General features: G+C 58.1%; 14 protein-coding genes. 13 read left to right on the top strand and 1 reads right to left on the bottom strand.

What is annotated here, in order from left to right; genetic code table 11:
• Positions 1-1,338: a D-serine transporter DsdX gene (dsdX, locus tag ETEE_RS12330; protein ID WP_034171836.1), complete on the bottom strand. Its 1,338-nt coding sequence runs from the start codon at positions 1,336-1,338 to the stop codon at positions 1-3.
• A 226-nt stretch (positions 1,339-1,564) separates the two neighbouring features.
• Between dsdX and dsdC the strand changes: the two genes are divergently transcribed.
• The 13 genes from dsdC to ETEE_RS12265 all read left to right on the top strand — a co-directional run bounded on the left by dsdC (position 1,565) and on the right by ETEE_RS12265 (position 14,883).
• Positions 1,565-2,506, top strand: coding sequence for a DNA-binding transcriptional regulator DsdC (gene dsdC, locus ETEE_RS12325; protein WP_034171837.1), 942 nt, complete (start codon positions 1,565-1,567; stop codon positions 2,504-2,506).
• Positions 2,507-3,186: 680 nt separating this feature from the next.
• On the top strand, positions 3,187-4,602 hold the full coding sequence (tnaA, locus tag ETEE_RS12320) for a tryptophanase (RefSeq protein WP_034171838.1): 1,416 nt from the start codon (positions 3,187-3,189) through the stop codon (positions 4,600-4,602).
• 84 nt (positions 4,603-4,686) lie between these two features.
• A complete protein-coding gene (tnaB, locus tag ETEE_RS12315; RefSeq protein WP_034171839.1) occupies positions 4,687-5,937 on the top strand; it encodes a low affinity tryptophan permease TnaB in 1,251 nt (416 codons plus the stop codon).
• 1,363 nt (positions 5,938-7,300) lie between these two features.
• A complete protein-coding gene (locus ETEE_RS12310; protein WP_034171840.1) occupies positions 7,301-7,690 on the top strand; it encodes a hypothetical protein in 390 nt (129 codons plus the stop codon).
• A gap of 64 nt (positions 7,691-7,754) precedes the next feature.
• Complete coding sequence (locus ETEE_RS12305) at positions 7,755-8,813, top strand: class I SAM-dependent methyltransferase (protein WP_034171841.1); 1,059 nt, start codon at positions 7,755-7,757, stop codon at positions 8,811-8,813.
• A gap of 66 nt (positions 8,814-8,879) precedes the next feature.
• Positions 8,880-9,605, top strand: coding sequence for a beta-ketoacyl synthase chain length factor (locus tag ETEE_RS12300; RefSeq protein WP_034171842.1), 726 nt, complete (start codon positions 8,880-8,882; stop codon positions 9,603-9,605).
• Positions 9,602-10,414 (top strand): lysophospholipid acyltransferase family protein, encoded by an 813-nt coding sequence (locus ETEE_RS12295; RefSeq protein ID WP_034171843.1) that lies wholly within the window; start codon positions 9,602-9,604, stop codon positions 10,412-10,414. Before ETEE_RS12300 ends, ETEE_RS12295 begins: the two co-directional genes overlap by 4 nt.
• Positions 10,395-10,652 (top strand): phosphopantetheine-binding protein, encoded by a 258-nt coding sequence (locus ETEE_RS12290; protein ID WP_034171844.1) that lies wholly within the window; start codon positions 10,395-10,397, stop codon positions 10,650-10,652. The genes ETEE_RS12295 and ETEE_RS12290 overlap by 20 nt, the downstream gene beginning before the upstream one ends.
• Positions 10,653-10,665: 13 nt before the next feature.
• On the top strand, positions 10,666-10,917 hold the full coding sequence (locus ETEE_RS12285) for an acyl carrier protein (protein ID WP_034171845.1): 252 nt from the start codon (positions 10,666-10,668) through the stop codon (positions 10,915-10,917).
• A gap of 4 nt (positions 10,918-10,921) precedes the next feature.
• Positions 10,922-11,503 (top strand): COG4648 family protein, encoded by a 582-nt coding sequence (locus ETEE_RS12280; protein WP_034171846.1) that lies wholly within the window; start codon positions 10,922-10,924, stop codon positions 11,501-11,503.
• Positions 11,500-12,861 carry an AMP-binding protein gene (locus ETEE_RS12275; RefSeq protein ID WP_034171847.1) on the top strand — a complete coding sequence of 454 codons (1,362 nt, stop codon included), beginning with the start codon at positions 11,500-11,502 and terminating at the stop codon, positions 12,859-12,861. Before ETEE_RS12280 ends, ETEE_RS12275 begins: the two co-directional genes overlap by 4 nt.
• A complete protein-coding gene (locus ETEE_RS12270) occupies positions 12,848-13,201 on the top strand; it encodes an ApeI family dehydratase (RefSeq protein WP_034171848.1) in 354 nt (117 codons plus the stop codon). Before ETEE_RS12275 ends, ETEE_RS12270 begins: the two co-directional genes overlap by 14 nt.
• A complete protein-coding gene (locus ETEE_RS12265) occupies positions 13,192-14,883 on the top strand; it encodes a glycosyltransferase family 2 protein (protein WP_034171849.1) in 1,692 nt (563 codons plus the stop codon). Before ETEE_RS12270 ends, ETEE_RS12265 begins: the two co-directional genes overlap by 10 nt.

Genomic DNA, 14,883 nt, shown 5'->3' with positions numbered 1-14,883 from the left:
TTAGATAATGAAAGAGAGCAAGAAGGTGCTTGCCAGGGCAATAATCGACGCAATAAAGGTTGCGGTCGTATAGTATTTAAAGGTTTCGTTCAGCGTTGCTCCGCAGTACTGCTTCACCAGCCAGAACAGCGAGTCCGTAACGATCGTGCAACCAATCGCGCCGGAGCCGATGGCGATCGCGATGATTTCAGGACTGACGTTGGGATACAGCGGCAACATCGGCGCCACGATCGCCGTGGCCCCCATCATCGCCACCGTCGCCGACCCCACCGCCGCATGCAGGATCAGCGCCACCAGCCAGGCCAGCAAAATCGGGTGCATATGCAGGTTAGAGAGGATCAGCGCCAGGCTGTCCGCCAAGCCACTGCTTTTTAAAATGGCGTTAAACGCACCGCCTGCGCCAATAATCAGCAGGATATTGGCAATAGCGCCGAAGCCATTTTCGGTTTGGCTCAGCAGCGTCCCCATCCCCATATGCTGACGCAGCCCCAGAATGTAATAGGCGACAAAGACGGCGATAAACATGGCGGTTATCGGATTACCGATAAACTCCAGCAGCGTATACAGCGATCCCGCCTTCGCCATATTCAGCTCGGCCAGGGTTTTTACCAGCATCAGCGCAATCGGCAGCAATACGGTAAACAGCGTGGCGCCCAGCGAGGGCAGCGTCTTTTCATCGCGCACCTGCAGATCGGCAAACTCTGCCGGGATCGCCTTAAACGGCAGGCGGTTGCCGACCAGCTTCAGGAACAGCGGCCCGCCGACCAACGAGGCGATTAAGCCAACCAGCAGACCATAGACGATCACCGTACCGATATCCGCGCCCAGCTTATTCACCACAAACAGCGCCGCCGGATGCGGCGGCACCACGCAGTGCACGGCCATCAGCGCGGTACACAGCGGGATCGCCAGCTTCAGCAGTGAGGTGTTGGTCTTCTTAGCAATGGAGAACGCCAGCGGGATCAGCAGCACCACGCCCACTTCCACAAACAGCGTAATGCCGCAGATCAGCCCCACCAGCACCATAATGACATCGGTAGAGAGCCAGCGGCAGCGCTGCAGGGTGATGCCGATACGCTCTGCCGCCCCGGAGATCTCCATCATCTTGCCCAGGATGGTGCCCAGGCCGATCACCGCCGCCAGGAACCCCAGCGTGCTGCCAATACCGCTCTCAATGGCGTTAACCATATCCAGCGGCCCCATTCCCATCATGGTGCCGACAAAGAAACTGGCCAGCAGCAGGGCCAGAAACGGGTGCAGTTTACATTTTATGATAGTCAGTACGATTAACACGATGCTGATCAGCAGCGTGCCCACAACCCAAATTTGCGAGTGCATATCTCACCTTACCCTGTAATTAACCCGGTGCTATTGAACAAAGAAACCGCATCGGCTGACAAACGATATAATTGGCGGCTCACATGAGGAAAACAGATGCAATGGCGTGACCGACATCAAATAAAACGCTGGGAATAGAAAATAAGTCAGAAACGCTCATCAATATGATGAAATATGCAGCAAATTTCTTTACACTCCCTTCCTTCGCACCCTGCCTGATGACGCCATGGAATCGCTACGAGAAGTCAGAAACCGCCCCCTTAACGGCTGGCAGCTTGCCAAGCTCCATACCTTTGAGGTCGCCGCCCGTCACCAGTCCTTCGCCCTGGCCGCGGCCGAGCTCTCCCTGAGTCCCAGCGCCATCAGCCATCAGATCACCCAGCTGGAGGCCGATCTGGCTATTCTGCTGTTCGTGCGCTCGCACCGAAAGGTCGAGCTGACGCCGGAGGGCAAGCGGGTATACTGGGCGCTAAAGTCATCGCTGGATGTCCTGAACCAGGAGCTCCTGGACATCAAAAACCAGCGTCTTTCCGGCACCCTGACGGTCTACTCCCGCCCCTCCATCGCGCAGTGCTGGCTGGTGCCCGCCCTGGGCGACTTTGCCCGGCGCTACCCCTCGATTTCGCTGACGATCCTGACCGGCAATGACAACGTCAACCTGCAGTGGTCGGGGGTTGATGTGGCCATCTATTTTGACGACGCCCCCTCGGCACAGCTGAGCCACCATCTCCTGATGGATGAGGCCATCCTCCCCGTCTGCAGCGCCGACTACGCCCGGCAGTTCAACCTGCTAAACGCGCCGCACCATCTGCAGCACTGTACGCTGCTGCACGACAGGCAGGCCTGGAGCAACGATTCCGGCACCGATGAGTGGTTCGGCTGGGCGCAGCATTTTGCCGTCCCCCTGCCGCCCGCCGCCGGCATTGGATTCGACCGTTCCGATCTAGCGGTCATCGCCGCGATGAACCATATCGGGGTGGCCATGGGGCGTAAGCGGCTGGTGCAAAAGCGGCTCGACAGCGGCGAGCTGATCGCCCCCTTCGGCCAAATGGCGCTACAGTGCCATCAGCACTACTATGCCACCACCCTGCCGGGACGCCAGTGGCCCAAAATCGACGCCTTTATCGGCTGGCTACAGCAGCAGGCGCAGCGGGGAGCGCAGCGCTGAGATCCGCCGCCGCGACCCGGAGCAGACCGCCGCCGCGCAGCGATGCCAACATCCGCGCCTTTATCCCTCCACTGCGCCAACACTTCGCTATCCCCCTGAGCAATATCGGCGGCGGAACCAGCACGATCCACGCCGCGCCCGCCCGCTCAAAAACTGGTGTGACATAACAGGCGCTATACAGGGTGGGGGCGACGCGGCGTCATATTCCCCGCGGTGCTCCACCGATGATGATCACCCAAGAAATTACCCCGCCATGCCAACGATAACCGCCACACCGGCTTGGCCTGAAAAATACCTGAGTTAAATTATGGCGCGTGAATCCCATCACAATTAACCAATATAACAATAGACAAATAAAGTCGCCGTGTGCATTTTATAGTCACAGCGTTCACTAAGGATGTTTGCATATCATGAAAAAACTATGTGAAACAAATATTCCTAGCAAGTGGTTTAATCTCGACACCATCCTCGTCGAATTCTTTTCCTAATCTCCCATCCTGACACCTTTGGCAAACTCGCATAGGATAACGCCATGCGGGATTGACTCTATGCGAACGTGCACCACGGCATAACTGTTTTATTATGTCCGCTCCGCTTCGCTATATATTTTATTTATCTACAGTGTTCTTCTCCGCCGGAAAAGAACACTCCCTACCTGTATATTTAAAAGGGTGAGCAAAATGGATAACTTTAAACATTTACCAGAACCATTCCGTATTCGCGTTATTGAACCGGTAAAAAGAACGACTCGCGAGCATCGCGAGCAGGCGATCGCCGCATCGGGGATGAACCCTTTCCTGCTGGATAGCGAAGACGTGTTTATCGATCTGCTGACCGACAGCGGCACCGGCGCCGTCACGCAGAATATGCAGGCCGCGATGATGCGCGGCGACGAGGCATACAGCGGCAGCCGCAGCTACTACGCGCTGGTCGACGCCGTTAAGCAGATCTTTGGCTATCAATACACCATCCCCACCCACCAGGGGCGCGGCGCCGAGCAAATTTATATTCCGGTGCTGATCAAGAAGCGTGAGCAAGAGAAGGGATTGGATAGAAACAAGATGGTGGCCTTCTCCAACTATTTCTTCGATACCACCCAGGGCCATAGCCAGATCAACGGCTGCACTATCCGCAACGTCTACATCGAAGAGGCCTTCGATACCGCCGCACGCCATGACTTTAAAGGTAACTTCGACATCGACAAGCTGGAGCAAGGCATCCGCGAGGTCGGGGCCAACAACGTACCGTATATCGTGGCGACGATCACCTGTAACTCGGCGGGCGGCCAACCGGTCTCCATCGCCAACCTGAAGGCGATGTACGCCGTTGCGCAGAAATACGAGATTCCGGTGGTGATGGACTCCGCCCGCTTCGCCGAAAACGCCTACTTCGTCCAGCAACGCGAGGCGGAATACCGCGACTGGAGCATTGACGCGATCACCCGCGAAACCTACAAGTTTGCCGATATGCTCGCCATGTCGGCGAAGAAAGACGCCATGGTGCCGATGGGCGGCCTGCTGTGCTTTAAAGATGAGCGCTTCTTCGATGTCTACACCGAATGCCGCACGCTGTGTGTGGTGCAAGAGGGCTTCCCGACCTATGGCGGCCTGGAGGGGGGCGCCATGGAGCGCCTGGCCGTCGGGCTACACGATGGCATGAACCAGGATTGGCTGGCCTACCGCATCACCCAGGTGCAATACCTGGTCGATGGGCTGGAGGCGATCGGCATCACCTGCCAGCAGGCTGGGGGCCACGCCGCCTTCGTCGATGCCGGTAAGCTGTTACCGCATATCCCCGCCGAGCAGTTCCCGGCCCAGGCATTGGCCTGTGAACTGTATAAGGTTGCGGGTATCCGAGCCGTCGAAATCGGCTCCTTCTTACTCGGCCGCGACCCGAAAACCGGTCAACAGCTGCCCTGCCCCGCCGAGCTGCTGCGCCTGACCATTCCGCGCGCCACCTATACCCAGACGCACATGGACTTTATTATCGAGGCATTCCAACAGATCAAGCAGAGCGCCAAAAATATTAAAGGACTGGAATTTATTTACGAACCGAAGGTGCTCCGCCACTTCACCGCCAAATTAAAAGAAGTCTAAACCAAAAATAGGGGCCTGCGCACCATGCGTAGGCTCTTCTCCGCCAACAAGAAATCATCACGCTCTGAATAAGAGGAGAATCTTATGGAGCCGGAGTTTAAAAACAAGCATTCTGCATTTTGGGGAATTATGGTTATCGCCGGCACCGTTATCGGCGGCGGAATGTTTGCCTTACCCGTCGATTTGGCCGGCAGTTGGTTTTTCTGGGGTGCTTTTATTTTAATCATCACCTGGTTTTCCATGCTACACTCTGGGCTCTTATTACTCGAGGCAAATTTAAATTACCCTATTGGCTCCAGTTTCAATACCATCACCAAAGATCTCCTCGGTAACACCTGGAATATCATTAACGGCATCACCGTTGCCTTCGTCCTGTATATTCTGACCTATGCCTATATCTCCGCCAACGGCGCGATCCTCAGCGAAACCATCGCCATGCAGCTAGGCCATCAGGTTAATCCTCGCCTGGTCGGCATCGCCACGGCGTTGTTCGTTGGCGCGGTACTCTGGTTCAGCTCATTGGCGGCCAGCCGGATCACCTCACTGTTTCTCGGCATCAAGATCCTCGCCTTCGTCATCGTCTTCGGCTCGTTTTTCTTCCGCGTCGACTACGCCACCCTCACCGACGCGACCGCCGGCATGGACCAGCGCAACCACTACTTCCCCTATATCTTTATGGCGCTGCCGGTCTGCCTCGCCTCGTTCGGTTTCCACGGCAATATTCCCAGCCTGATCATCTGCTATGGCAAGCGTAAGGATAAGCTGATCAAGAGCCTGGTCTTCGGCTCGCTCCTGGCGTTGGTGATCTACCTGTTCTGGCTGTATTGCACCATGGGCAACATCCCGCGCGAGGCGTTTAAAGATATCATCGCCGCGGGCGGCAACGTCGACTCACTGGTGAAATCGTTCATCGGCACCACGCCGGGCCGGGTGATCGAGTTCTTTCTGCTGGTATTCTCTAACCTTGCCGTCGCCAGCTCCTTCTTCGGCGTCACCCTGGGGCTGTTCGACTACCTGGCCGATCTATTTAACATCGACAATTCGTCTGTCGGCCGCCTCAAGACGGTATTGTTGACCTTCATCCCGCCGGCGCTGCTCTATCTGCTGTTCCCCAACGGCTTCCTCTATGGGATCGGCGGCGCCGGGCTATGCGCCACCATCTGGGCGGTCATCGTGCCCGCCATCCTCGGGCTGAAATCACGCCAGAAGTTCCCGCAGCAGCTGTTTACCGTCTGGGGTGGCAAGGTCATCCCCGTGCTAGTGATCCTGTTTGGCCTGCTGGTCATCGCCTGCTGGTTCGGCAAGGCGCTCAACCTATTGCCGGTATTCAGCTAACGCAAGGCGAATAAAGGAGAACAGAATAGCGAGCCAGAAAGCGCCTCTCACCAAACGGGCGCACGGAGGCGCTCTTGCGCAGGCGGCGTCACCTCCTGCTGCGTCTTCAATTCGCGGCGCCTTAGACAGCGACGGCCACGGTTCTTCGCCTGATATAGCCTCTTATCGACATGATGCACCTGGGCATCGAAATCGGGCGGGATCACGCTCTGCCGGGGCAGCGGCATACCGCCGATATCGACGGTGAGATGCCCCGGCAACGCCCGATCGCTGCCGTAATCTAGCGTTTCGCGAGCTTACCCAGCCGCGCAATACGCCACAGGTCTGTTCTGCGCCGCACAAGACGATAAACGCCTCGCCGCCAAAACGGCCGCTCAGGCTTCTGGGGTCGCGGGAACGGTGAGGCAGGGCACCGGCAAAATAGCCCAAGGCCTCGCACCGATCTGATGACCTGACCGGCTCCCCATGAATGATTTTACGCTATCCGGGCCATGGACATCCGGCCCGTAGGTGGTGGGGTCAGCAGTCAGTAAGGGCGGGATAAGAGTCCATCCCCCATCGCGCGGATCGTCGCGAGCCATCGTTCGATAGGTTGTGGAAACTGATGGTTACTATAGCCCGGATGATTCAGGGACACCGACTCGCATGTCGCTCCCCCTCGGCTGTTGATAACCAATACGGCGGCCTAACTCAGCGCGACAATAAAAATGCAGTCAATATGCTCCACACCACCCGAAAATATCGCTGCAAATTAACTCATCAAAAAACTGAGCCGGCGCCACCCCCACAATTATAACCTTGGCAGGATAATGAAATGACGGTAGACAGCCCGTTTTATCGAGCCATCCACGGTTAGGATTTTCCGGCAGGTTGCCTAGGTTCCCACAGGGGAACATCCGGCATGAGGCCCGACGCACCGAACACCGCCTCATTAGCGTGCTAAAGTCTCTCGCCTACGCGCGTACCGTCAAAGATATCTACCGCGCGACGAAAATATTTGCAGCCTTATATTCCAGATAGAAAGCAACATACGATGAGATGAAACCTCTGATATCAAAAGAATAAAATCTTTTATCAAAACAAAGCCAAAAGCCTCGGGGGAAAACAGCAACGGTCAAAGCGCTATTAACCATCCAGAAATCAAATTATATCACCCGGTTAATATCCCCCACCCGCCGCTGAGGCGCCATTACGCCCTCGAGTAATCTCATCAATACATTTATGGAAAAGCATTGTTAATACCTATATCCCTCTTGGGAGTAATCCCAAATTTAATGTGTATTGATATTAATATTTGTTTTTATTTACATCAAAGTGATACAATATGTGTAATTCGGATTTATAATACAAAGACGGAGTATATATGAAAAAAATAGCTAAATGGGTAGCCGCATTCGCGGTCATGGGAGCCTTGGCAGGCTGCGCGCGCACCGTACCGATTGATAACGTACAGTCAACCGTCAGCGCCGGTCATACCGAAGCTCAGGTTAAAAATGCCATTCTTAAAGCGGGCGTACAGCGCCAGTGGGTCATGAACGCGGCGGGTCCAGGCGTAATTCATGCACGTCAACAGAGCCGCGGCCACGTTGCCGAAGTGCGCATCACCTACTCGGCTACCGGCTATAGCATCCAATACGACAGCAGCCTCAACCTGAAAGCCTCCGGCGGTCAAATTCACAAAACCTATAATCGCTGGGTGCATAACCTCAACAAAGATATTCAGCTCAATCTCGCCTCCGGCGCGGTTCAATAATTTGCACTAACGTTGGGCCAGCAATGGCCTGATGACTTTTTGCTCAGGATAAGCTACCTATATTATGTACGATAAGGACTCTCTCAGCGCCCTCGACGCCATCACGGAAGCGCAGCGCATTGCATTTGCGCCCATGTTGTTTCAAACCGCACTCAACCTGCGAAATACCGGGGTGTTAGCCTATCTTGATCGGCAAGGAACGCAGGGGGCAACGCTCGACGACATCGTCACTAACGGCGCGCTGAGCGAATATGCGGTGAGTGTCCTGCTTGATATGGGACTCAGTGGCCGTATCGTCATCAGCAAGGATCAACGCTACTACCTGTCGAAAGTGGGCCACTTCCTGCTGCACGACGCAATGACGCGGGTGAATATGGATTTCACTCAGGACGTCTGCTATCAGGGGCTTTTTTTCTTGGAGGAGGCCTTAAAGACGGAGAAGCCCTCCGGGCTCAAAGTCTTCAGCGACGCCGAGACCATCTACCCGGTGCTGTCGCAGCTACCATCCCCGGCGCGGGAAAGCTGGTTTGCCTTCGATCACTACTATTCTGACGTCGCATTTAACGCCGTACTACCGCATATCTTCGCAAGTCAGCCCGGAGTCCTGTACGATGTCGGTGGAAATACCGGTAAGTGGGCGCTGCGCTGCTGTCAATACGACGAAAACGTCGCGGTAACGATCCTCGATCTGCCTCCGCAAATTGAGCTTGCCCGCCAGCATGTTAAGGATGCAGGATTATCACATCGCATCGACTTCCACGCCGTGGATATGCTTAGCGATGCGCCGCTCCCCGGCGAGGCAGATATCTGGTGGATGAGCCAGTTCCTCGACTGCTTCTCTCCGCAGCAGATTATCGCCATGCTGACGCGTATGGCCGCCGTGATGAAACCCGGAGCCCGACTTTGCATCATGGAGCTCTTCTGGGATACGCAGAGATTTGAAGCAGCCGCGTTTAGCCTGAACGCCTCATCGCTCTATTTTACCTGTCTGGCCAATGGCAACAGCCGTTTTTACAGCATTGAAAAGTTTTATCGCTATCTGGAAATAGCCGGTTTCCGGGTAGAACAGCGCCTCGATAATCTCGGCGTTGGGCATACTTTATTAATATGCGAGAAACGTTAATATTCGGCGGCTTTCAGCGTCAAGGTTGATGCTGCTTGGGCCGCGACTTACCGCGGACATGCGTTGATGAAATTTGCACTAAACCTTATCGACTGGCAGGCGAGAGCGCCAGGACTGAGCGAAACGTCACAGTGGCAGCAGTGGTCACAGCAGCCCTTTGCCATCGATCCCCGCGCGACTCAGGCAAAACTGACTGAACTACCGATGATGACCGCCCGGCGACTGAGCTCCGGCAGCAAACTCGCCGTCGAATGCGGCCTGGCCATGCTGCGCCGGCATGACATCGACGCGGTGCTCTACACCAGCCGCCATGGGGAGCTGGAGCGCAACTACCGTATCCTGCAGGCGCTGGCGACCGAACAGGCGGTCTCGCCCACGGATTTCACCATGTCGGTACACAACGCCGCGGTCGGCAACCTGACCATCGCGGCGAAGCACCCGGTGGTCACTTCATCGCTGTCTGCGGGGCGTGATACGTTTCAACAGGGGCTGTGCGAGGTCATCTGCCTGCTGCAGGCGGGCTATCAGCGCGTGCTGATGGTCGACTTTGACGGTAATTTACCGGCGTTTTATCACCCGCAGCTGCCGACACAGATGCCGACCTGGGCCTACGCCGTCGCGCTGGTGTTTGAAGCCGGTGATGCGCTGCGGTGCAGTTCGCGGCGCGCAGACGACAGCGCAGAGACGGCTCTGCCGCAAAGCCTGCTGTTTTTACAGCATGTGCTTAATGATGCCCCATGCTTTACGCTGGCCGGCGATAACCGGCAGTGGCGCTGGAGCCGCGCGCAATGAGTCTGGTCACCCGCCTCGGTCAATTCTGGCGTCTGCTGATGACCGGAATGTGCTTCGCGCTGTTTGGCGTAGGTGGGTTGCTGCTGTCGCTGGTCTGGTTTAACCTCCTGTTACTCGTGGTGCGCAACAATAATACCCGTCGGCGCATCGCCCGGCGCAGCATCTCCCTCAGTTTCCGTTTCTTTCTGCGGGTGGCGAGGCTGACCGGGACGCTGGATTACCACATCGAGGGAGCCGCGCTGCTGCGTCAGGAACAAGGCTGCCTGGTGGTGGCGAACCACCCGACGCTGATCGATTACGTGCTTATCGCCTCCGTGATGCCGGAAACCGACTGTCTGGTGAAGAGCGCCCTGTTGAGCAACCCCTTTATCAGCGGCGTTATCCGCGCCGCGGACTACCTGGTCAATAGCCAGGCTGACGCCTTGCTGCCGCAAAGCCGACGGCGTCTGGCGCAGGGCGACACCATTCTCATTTTTCCGGAGGGCACCCGTACCCGTCCGGGAGAAAACATGTCGCTGCAGCGCGGCGCGGCCAATATCGCCATACGCTGTAACAGCGACCTGCGCATTGTGACGATTCGCTGTAGCGAACGCCTACTCGATAAACAGAGCAAATGGTATAACGTGCCCCCCAGCAAACCGCGGTTTACCGTGACGGTGGGTGAACGGCTCTACATTACCGATTATTATGATGCGAAAACACAAGAACCGGCGCTGGCGGCAAGGCAGCTTAACCGGCATCTTTTAAATAAATTACAAATCGTTGAAACACCTCTTTCAGGAATTAATGATGCAAGCGCTTTACCTTGAAATTAAAAATCTCATTATTAACACGTTAAATCTGGACGAGCTGAGCACCGATGACATCGACACCGATGCCGCGCTGTTCGGGGATGGGTTAGGTCTGGACTCTATCGATGCATTAGAGCTGGGTCTGGCGGTGAAAAATCAGTACGGCATCGTCCTGTCCGCCGAGAGCGAAGAGATGCGCCAGCATTTCTACTCCGTGGCGACGCTGGCCGCTTTTATTCATTCACAACGCGCCTGATAACGAGCCCGCTATGACAGAACAACACGCTATCTACCAGGAAGTCGCCACGCTTCTCACTAAACTGTTTGAAATCGCCCCGGAAGACATCACGCCAGAGGCGCGCCTGTATGAGGATCTGGAGCTGGACAGCATCGATGCCGTCGACATGATAGTCCACCTACAGAAGAAAACCGGCAAGAAAATCAAGCCGGAAGAGTTTAAAGCCGTCCGTACGGTGCAGGATGTCGTCGACGCCGTAGAGCGCCTGATGCAAGACGCCTGATCCCATGCGAGGCTTCAGAGGGCTACCCGTCATTCAGGTAGCGACCGGCGCGCTGCTGCTGGCCTGGCCCTTTATTATCTGGTTTGGGCTGGCGCACAACGCGCTGCGCTGGCTGCTGCCGGTATTGGCGCTGCTGCTGGTTTTACGCTTACGCCAGGCGAGACGGAACGCCGGGCCGATGCGCTTTGTCATGCAGAGCGTGGCGCTGGCGGGGATTGTGCTGTGCGCAGCCAGCGCGCTGCTGAAAACCCACCAGCTGCTGCTGTTTTATCCGGTGGTCGTCAATGCGGTGATGCTCAGCGTCTTCGGCGGCTCCCTGTGGAGCGCAATGCCGCTCGTCGAGCGACTGGCGCGTCTGCGTACCCCCGATCTCCCGCCGCAGGGTGTCCGCTACACCCGCCGCGTAACGCAGATCTGGTGCCTCTTCTTCCTCTTTAACGGCGCTATCGCGCTCTTTACTGCCCTGTATGGCGATATGCGGATGTGGACCGCCTGGAACGGTATGGTCTCCTATCTGTTGATGGGCACACTGATGGTCGGCGAATGGCTGGTTCGCCGCCGGGTCATGAAACGAGATACTCAATGAATCAGACGCTTCCCCTGTCGCAGTGGCTCAGCGCCTCGCGCAGTGACGAAACCGTCATCGCCTGGCTTGGCGATCGCAGCTGGACGCTGGGCCAGCTGCGCTACGATGTTGCCGCGCTGCTCGCGACCCTGCGTGAGCAGGAGGGTCAGCGCTGGGCGCTGTGCTTTGAGAACAGCTATCTGTTTATCGTGGCGCTGCTGGCGACGCTACACGCGGGGAAAACCCCGGTGATTCCCGGCCACTGCCGCGCCTCGCTGCTGGACGAACAGCGCGCGCTGTTCGACGGCGTACTGAGCGAAAGCCCTCTGGACTGGCACGGCCCGCACCTGCGGGTTCACTCGGCTGACGACGGCCGTACGTCCGCCGCCGCGCTACCGCCGATACCCACCGATGCCTTTGTGACGCTGTTCACCTCCGGCTCTACCGGACAGCCTAAGCGGGTGGTGAAGTCCATCGCCGCCCTTGATGCGGAAGCCGCGCTGCTCGGCGCCCGCTTTGCCGGGCGTCTCGCTGGCTGCCGGGTAGTCGCCTCCGTGGTGCCACAGCACCTCTACGGCCTGACCTTCCGCATCTTTTTACCGATGGCGCTGGGGTTGCCGCTGCACGCTGCGATGACCCACTACGCTGAACAGCTGGTGGCGCTTAGCCCGCGCCACCGCTATCTCTTCGTCAGCAGCCCGGCGTTCCTTAAGCGTCTCGATCACCAGCTGACGCCGCCGCCGCTCGCCATGCTGCTCTCGGCAGGCGGCATGCTGCCCTGGAGCGACGTTACCCGCTCGCAGCGCTGGCTCGGCATCTGGCCGGATGAGATTTACGGCAGCACCGAAACCGGGATCCTCGCCTGGCGTCACCGCCAGCGGGACAGCGTCCCATGGCTCCCCTTCCCCGGCGTGCAAATAACGCCGGAAGGCGACGCCTTCCGCGCGAGATCCCCCCTGATTGCCGACGCTGACGGCCTGCTGCTTGACGATGTGCTGCGCTTCGGCGACGACGGGCGCTTCTGCCTTGCCGGACGTCGCGGACGCGTGGTGAAAATTGAAGAAAAACGCATTTCACTGAGCGAGATAGAGCGGCGCTTGACCGACCTCGATGGCATTCGCGAGGCGGCGGCCCTGTCCATCACCCGCGGAGGGCGCCAGGGCATTGGCGTACTGCTGGTTCTTGACGATGCGCTCCGCCAGCGCTGGCAGGAAACGCACGGCAAAGCGCTGGCGCTGTCATGGCGCCGGGCGCTGCGGCCATGGCTTGAGCCGGTGGCGATCCCCCGCTACTGGCGGGTACTGGATGAGATCCCAGTCAACAGTATGAACAAGCGCGTTTATGCCCAGCTACAGGAGTTATTTGATGAAACCGCATGAAATTAAGCGCCTGCAGGCGCCGGGTGGAGCGATGGAGATCGAACTCTATCTCGATCCGACCCTTTTCTGGTTTCAGGGTCATTTTGCGATTCAACCGCTGCTACCCGGCGTCGCCCAGCTGGAGTGGGCGATGCACTATGCCACGACCCTGCTGGCGCCAGGCTTTCATTTTCACAGCATTCAGAACGTAAAGTTTCAGGCGCCGCTACTGCCCGGCGCCACCGTCACCCTGGCGCTGCACTGGCTGCCGGCAAAGCAGACGCTGAGCTTCAGCTTCCAGCGCCATGAGGGCGACGCGCGCCACACCGCCAGCAGTGGGAAGATTCGACTATGCCCGTAGCGTTCTCCCCCTGCGTGCTGATCCCCTGCTATAACCACGGCGCGATGATGCCGACGGTGCTGGCGCGCCTCGCGCCGTTCTCCCTGCCGTGCATCATTGTCGATGACGGCAGCGACGAGGCCACGCGCACGGCGCTGGAAACCCTCGCAGCAGCGCGGCCCGACGTGACGCTGCTGCGCCTCGCCCAGAACGCGGGTAAAGGCGTCGCCGTGATGCGCGGCCTACAGGCGGCACAGCAGCAGGGCTTCAGCCACGCGGTGCAGGTCGATGCCGATGGTCAGCACGCCATTGAAGACATTCCCCGCATGCTAGCCCTGGCACAGCAGCACCCACAGTCGCTGATCTCCGGCCAGCCGATCTATGATGCGTCGATCCCCCGCTCGCGACGCTATGGACGCTGGATTACTCACGTCTGGGTCTGGATAGAGACCCTCTCGCTACAGCTTAAAGACAGCATGTGCGGCTTTCGCGTCTACCCGGTCGCCCCGACGCTGCAGTTGGCGGACCAGGTGAATATCGGCAAGCGTATGGATTTCGATATCGAGGTGATGGTGCGCCTCTACTGGCAGGGTAACACCAGCCATTTTCTGCCCACCCGGGTGACTTACCCCGCTGATGGGCTGTCGCATTTCGACGCCCTGAAAGACAACCTGCGCATCTCCCTGATGCACGCCCGGCTGTTCTTCGGCATGCTGCCGCGCATACCTTCCCTGCTGCGCCGCCGCCGGACGGCGCATTGGGCGCAGCAGAAAGAGGTCAGGGGCCTGTGGGGCATGCGCTTTATGCTCGCCGTCTGGCGCCGGCTCGGACGCAACGCCTTTACCGTTCTGCTCTGGCCGGTGGTGGGCGTCTACTGGCTGACCGCCGCCCGCGCCCGTCACGCCTCGCAGAACTGGCTGGCGCGCGTACGCCGGCAGCTCGCCTTGCACCAGATGCCGGTCCCCAAACCCTTTAACAGCTATCGCCATTTCCTGCGCTTCGCTAACGCCATGCTGGATAAAGTCGCCGGCTGGCGCGGCGAACTGCACTTTGGGCGCGACGTGGTGTTCGCCCCCGGCGCCGAAGCCGCGCTGGCGCTCGATAAGCCCCAGGGTAAACTGCTGCTGGCCTCGCATCTCGGCGATATCGAAGCCTGCCGGGCGCTGGCGAGCATGAGGGGAGACATCACCATCAACGCGCTGGTGTTCAGTGAAAACGCCCAGCGCTTTAAGCAGATAATGGAAGAGATGGCGCCGCAGGCCGGGGTCAATCTGCTGCCGGTGAACGATATTGGCCCGGAAACCGCTATTATGCTGAAAGAGAAGCTTGATCGCGGTGAATGGGTCGCTATCGTCGGCGATCGCGTTGCGGTCAACCCACAGCGCGGCGGCGACTTCCGGGTGACCTGGAGTCCGTTTATGGGCCAGCCTGCGCCATTCGCCCAGGGGCCGTTTATTCTCGCCTCAATTCTGCGCTGCCCGGTGCTGCTGATTTTCGCCCTGTATCAACAGGGCAGGCTGCATATCCACTGCGAGGCGTTTGCCGACCCGCTCCTGCTGCCGCGAGCCGAGCGCCAGGCCGCGCTGGAGCAGGCCATCCACCGCTACGCCGCGCGCCTCGAACACTACGCGCTGCTGTCGCCGCTGGACTGGTTTAACTTTTTTGACTTCTGGCAGCTGCCAGAGGCCGCCGATAAGGAGTAA

The organism is Edwardsiella anguillarum ET080813, assembly GCF_000264765.2.
Taxonomy (GTDB): domain Bacteria; phylum Pseudomonadota; class Gammaproteobacteria; order Enterobacterales; family Enterobacteriaceae; genus Edwardsiella; species Edwardsiella anguillarum.
Note: the sequence above shows the minus strand (reverse complement) of the source record. Positions and strands in the feature narration are given on the sequence as shown.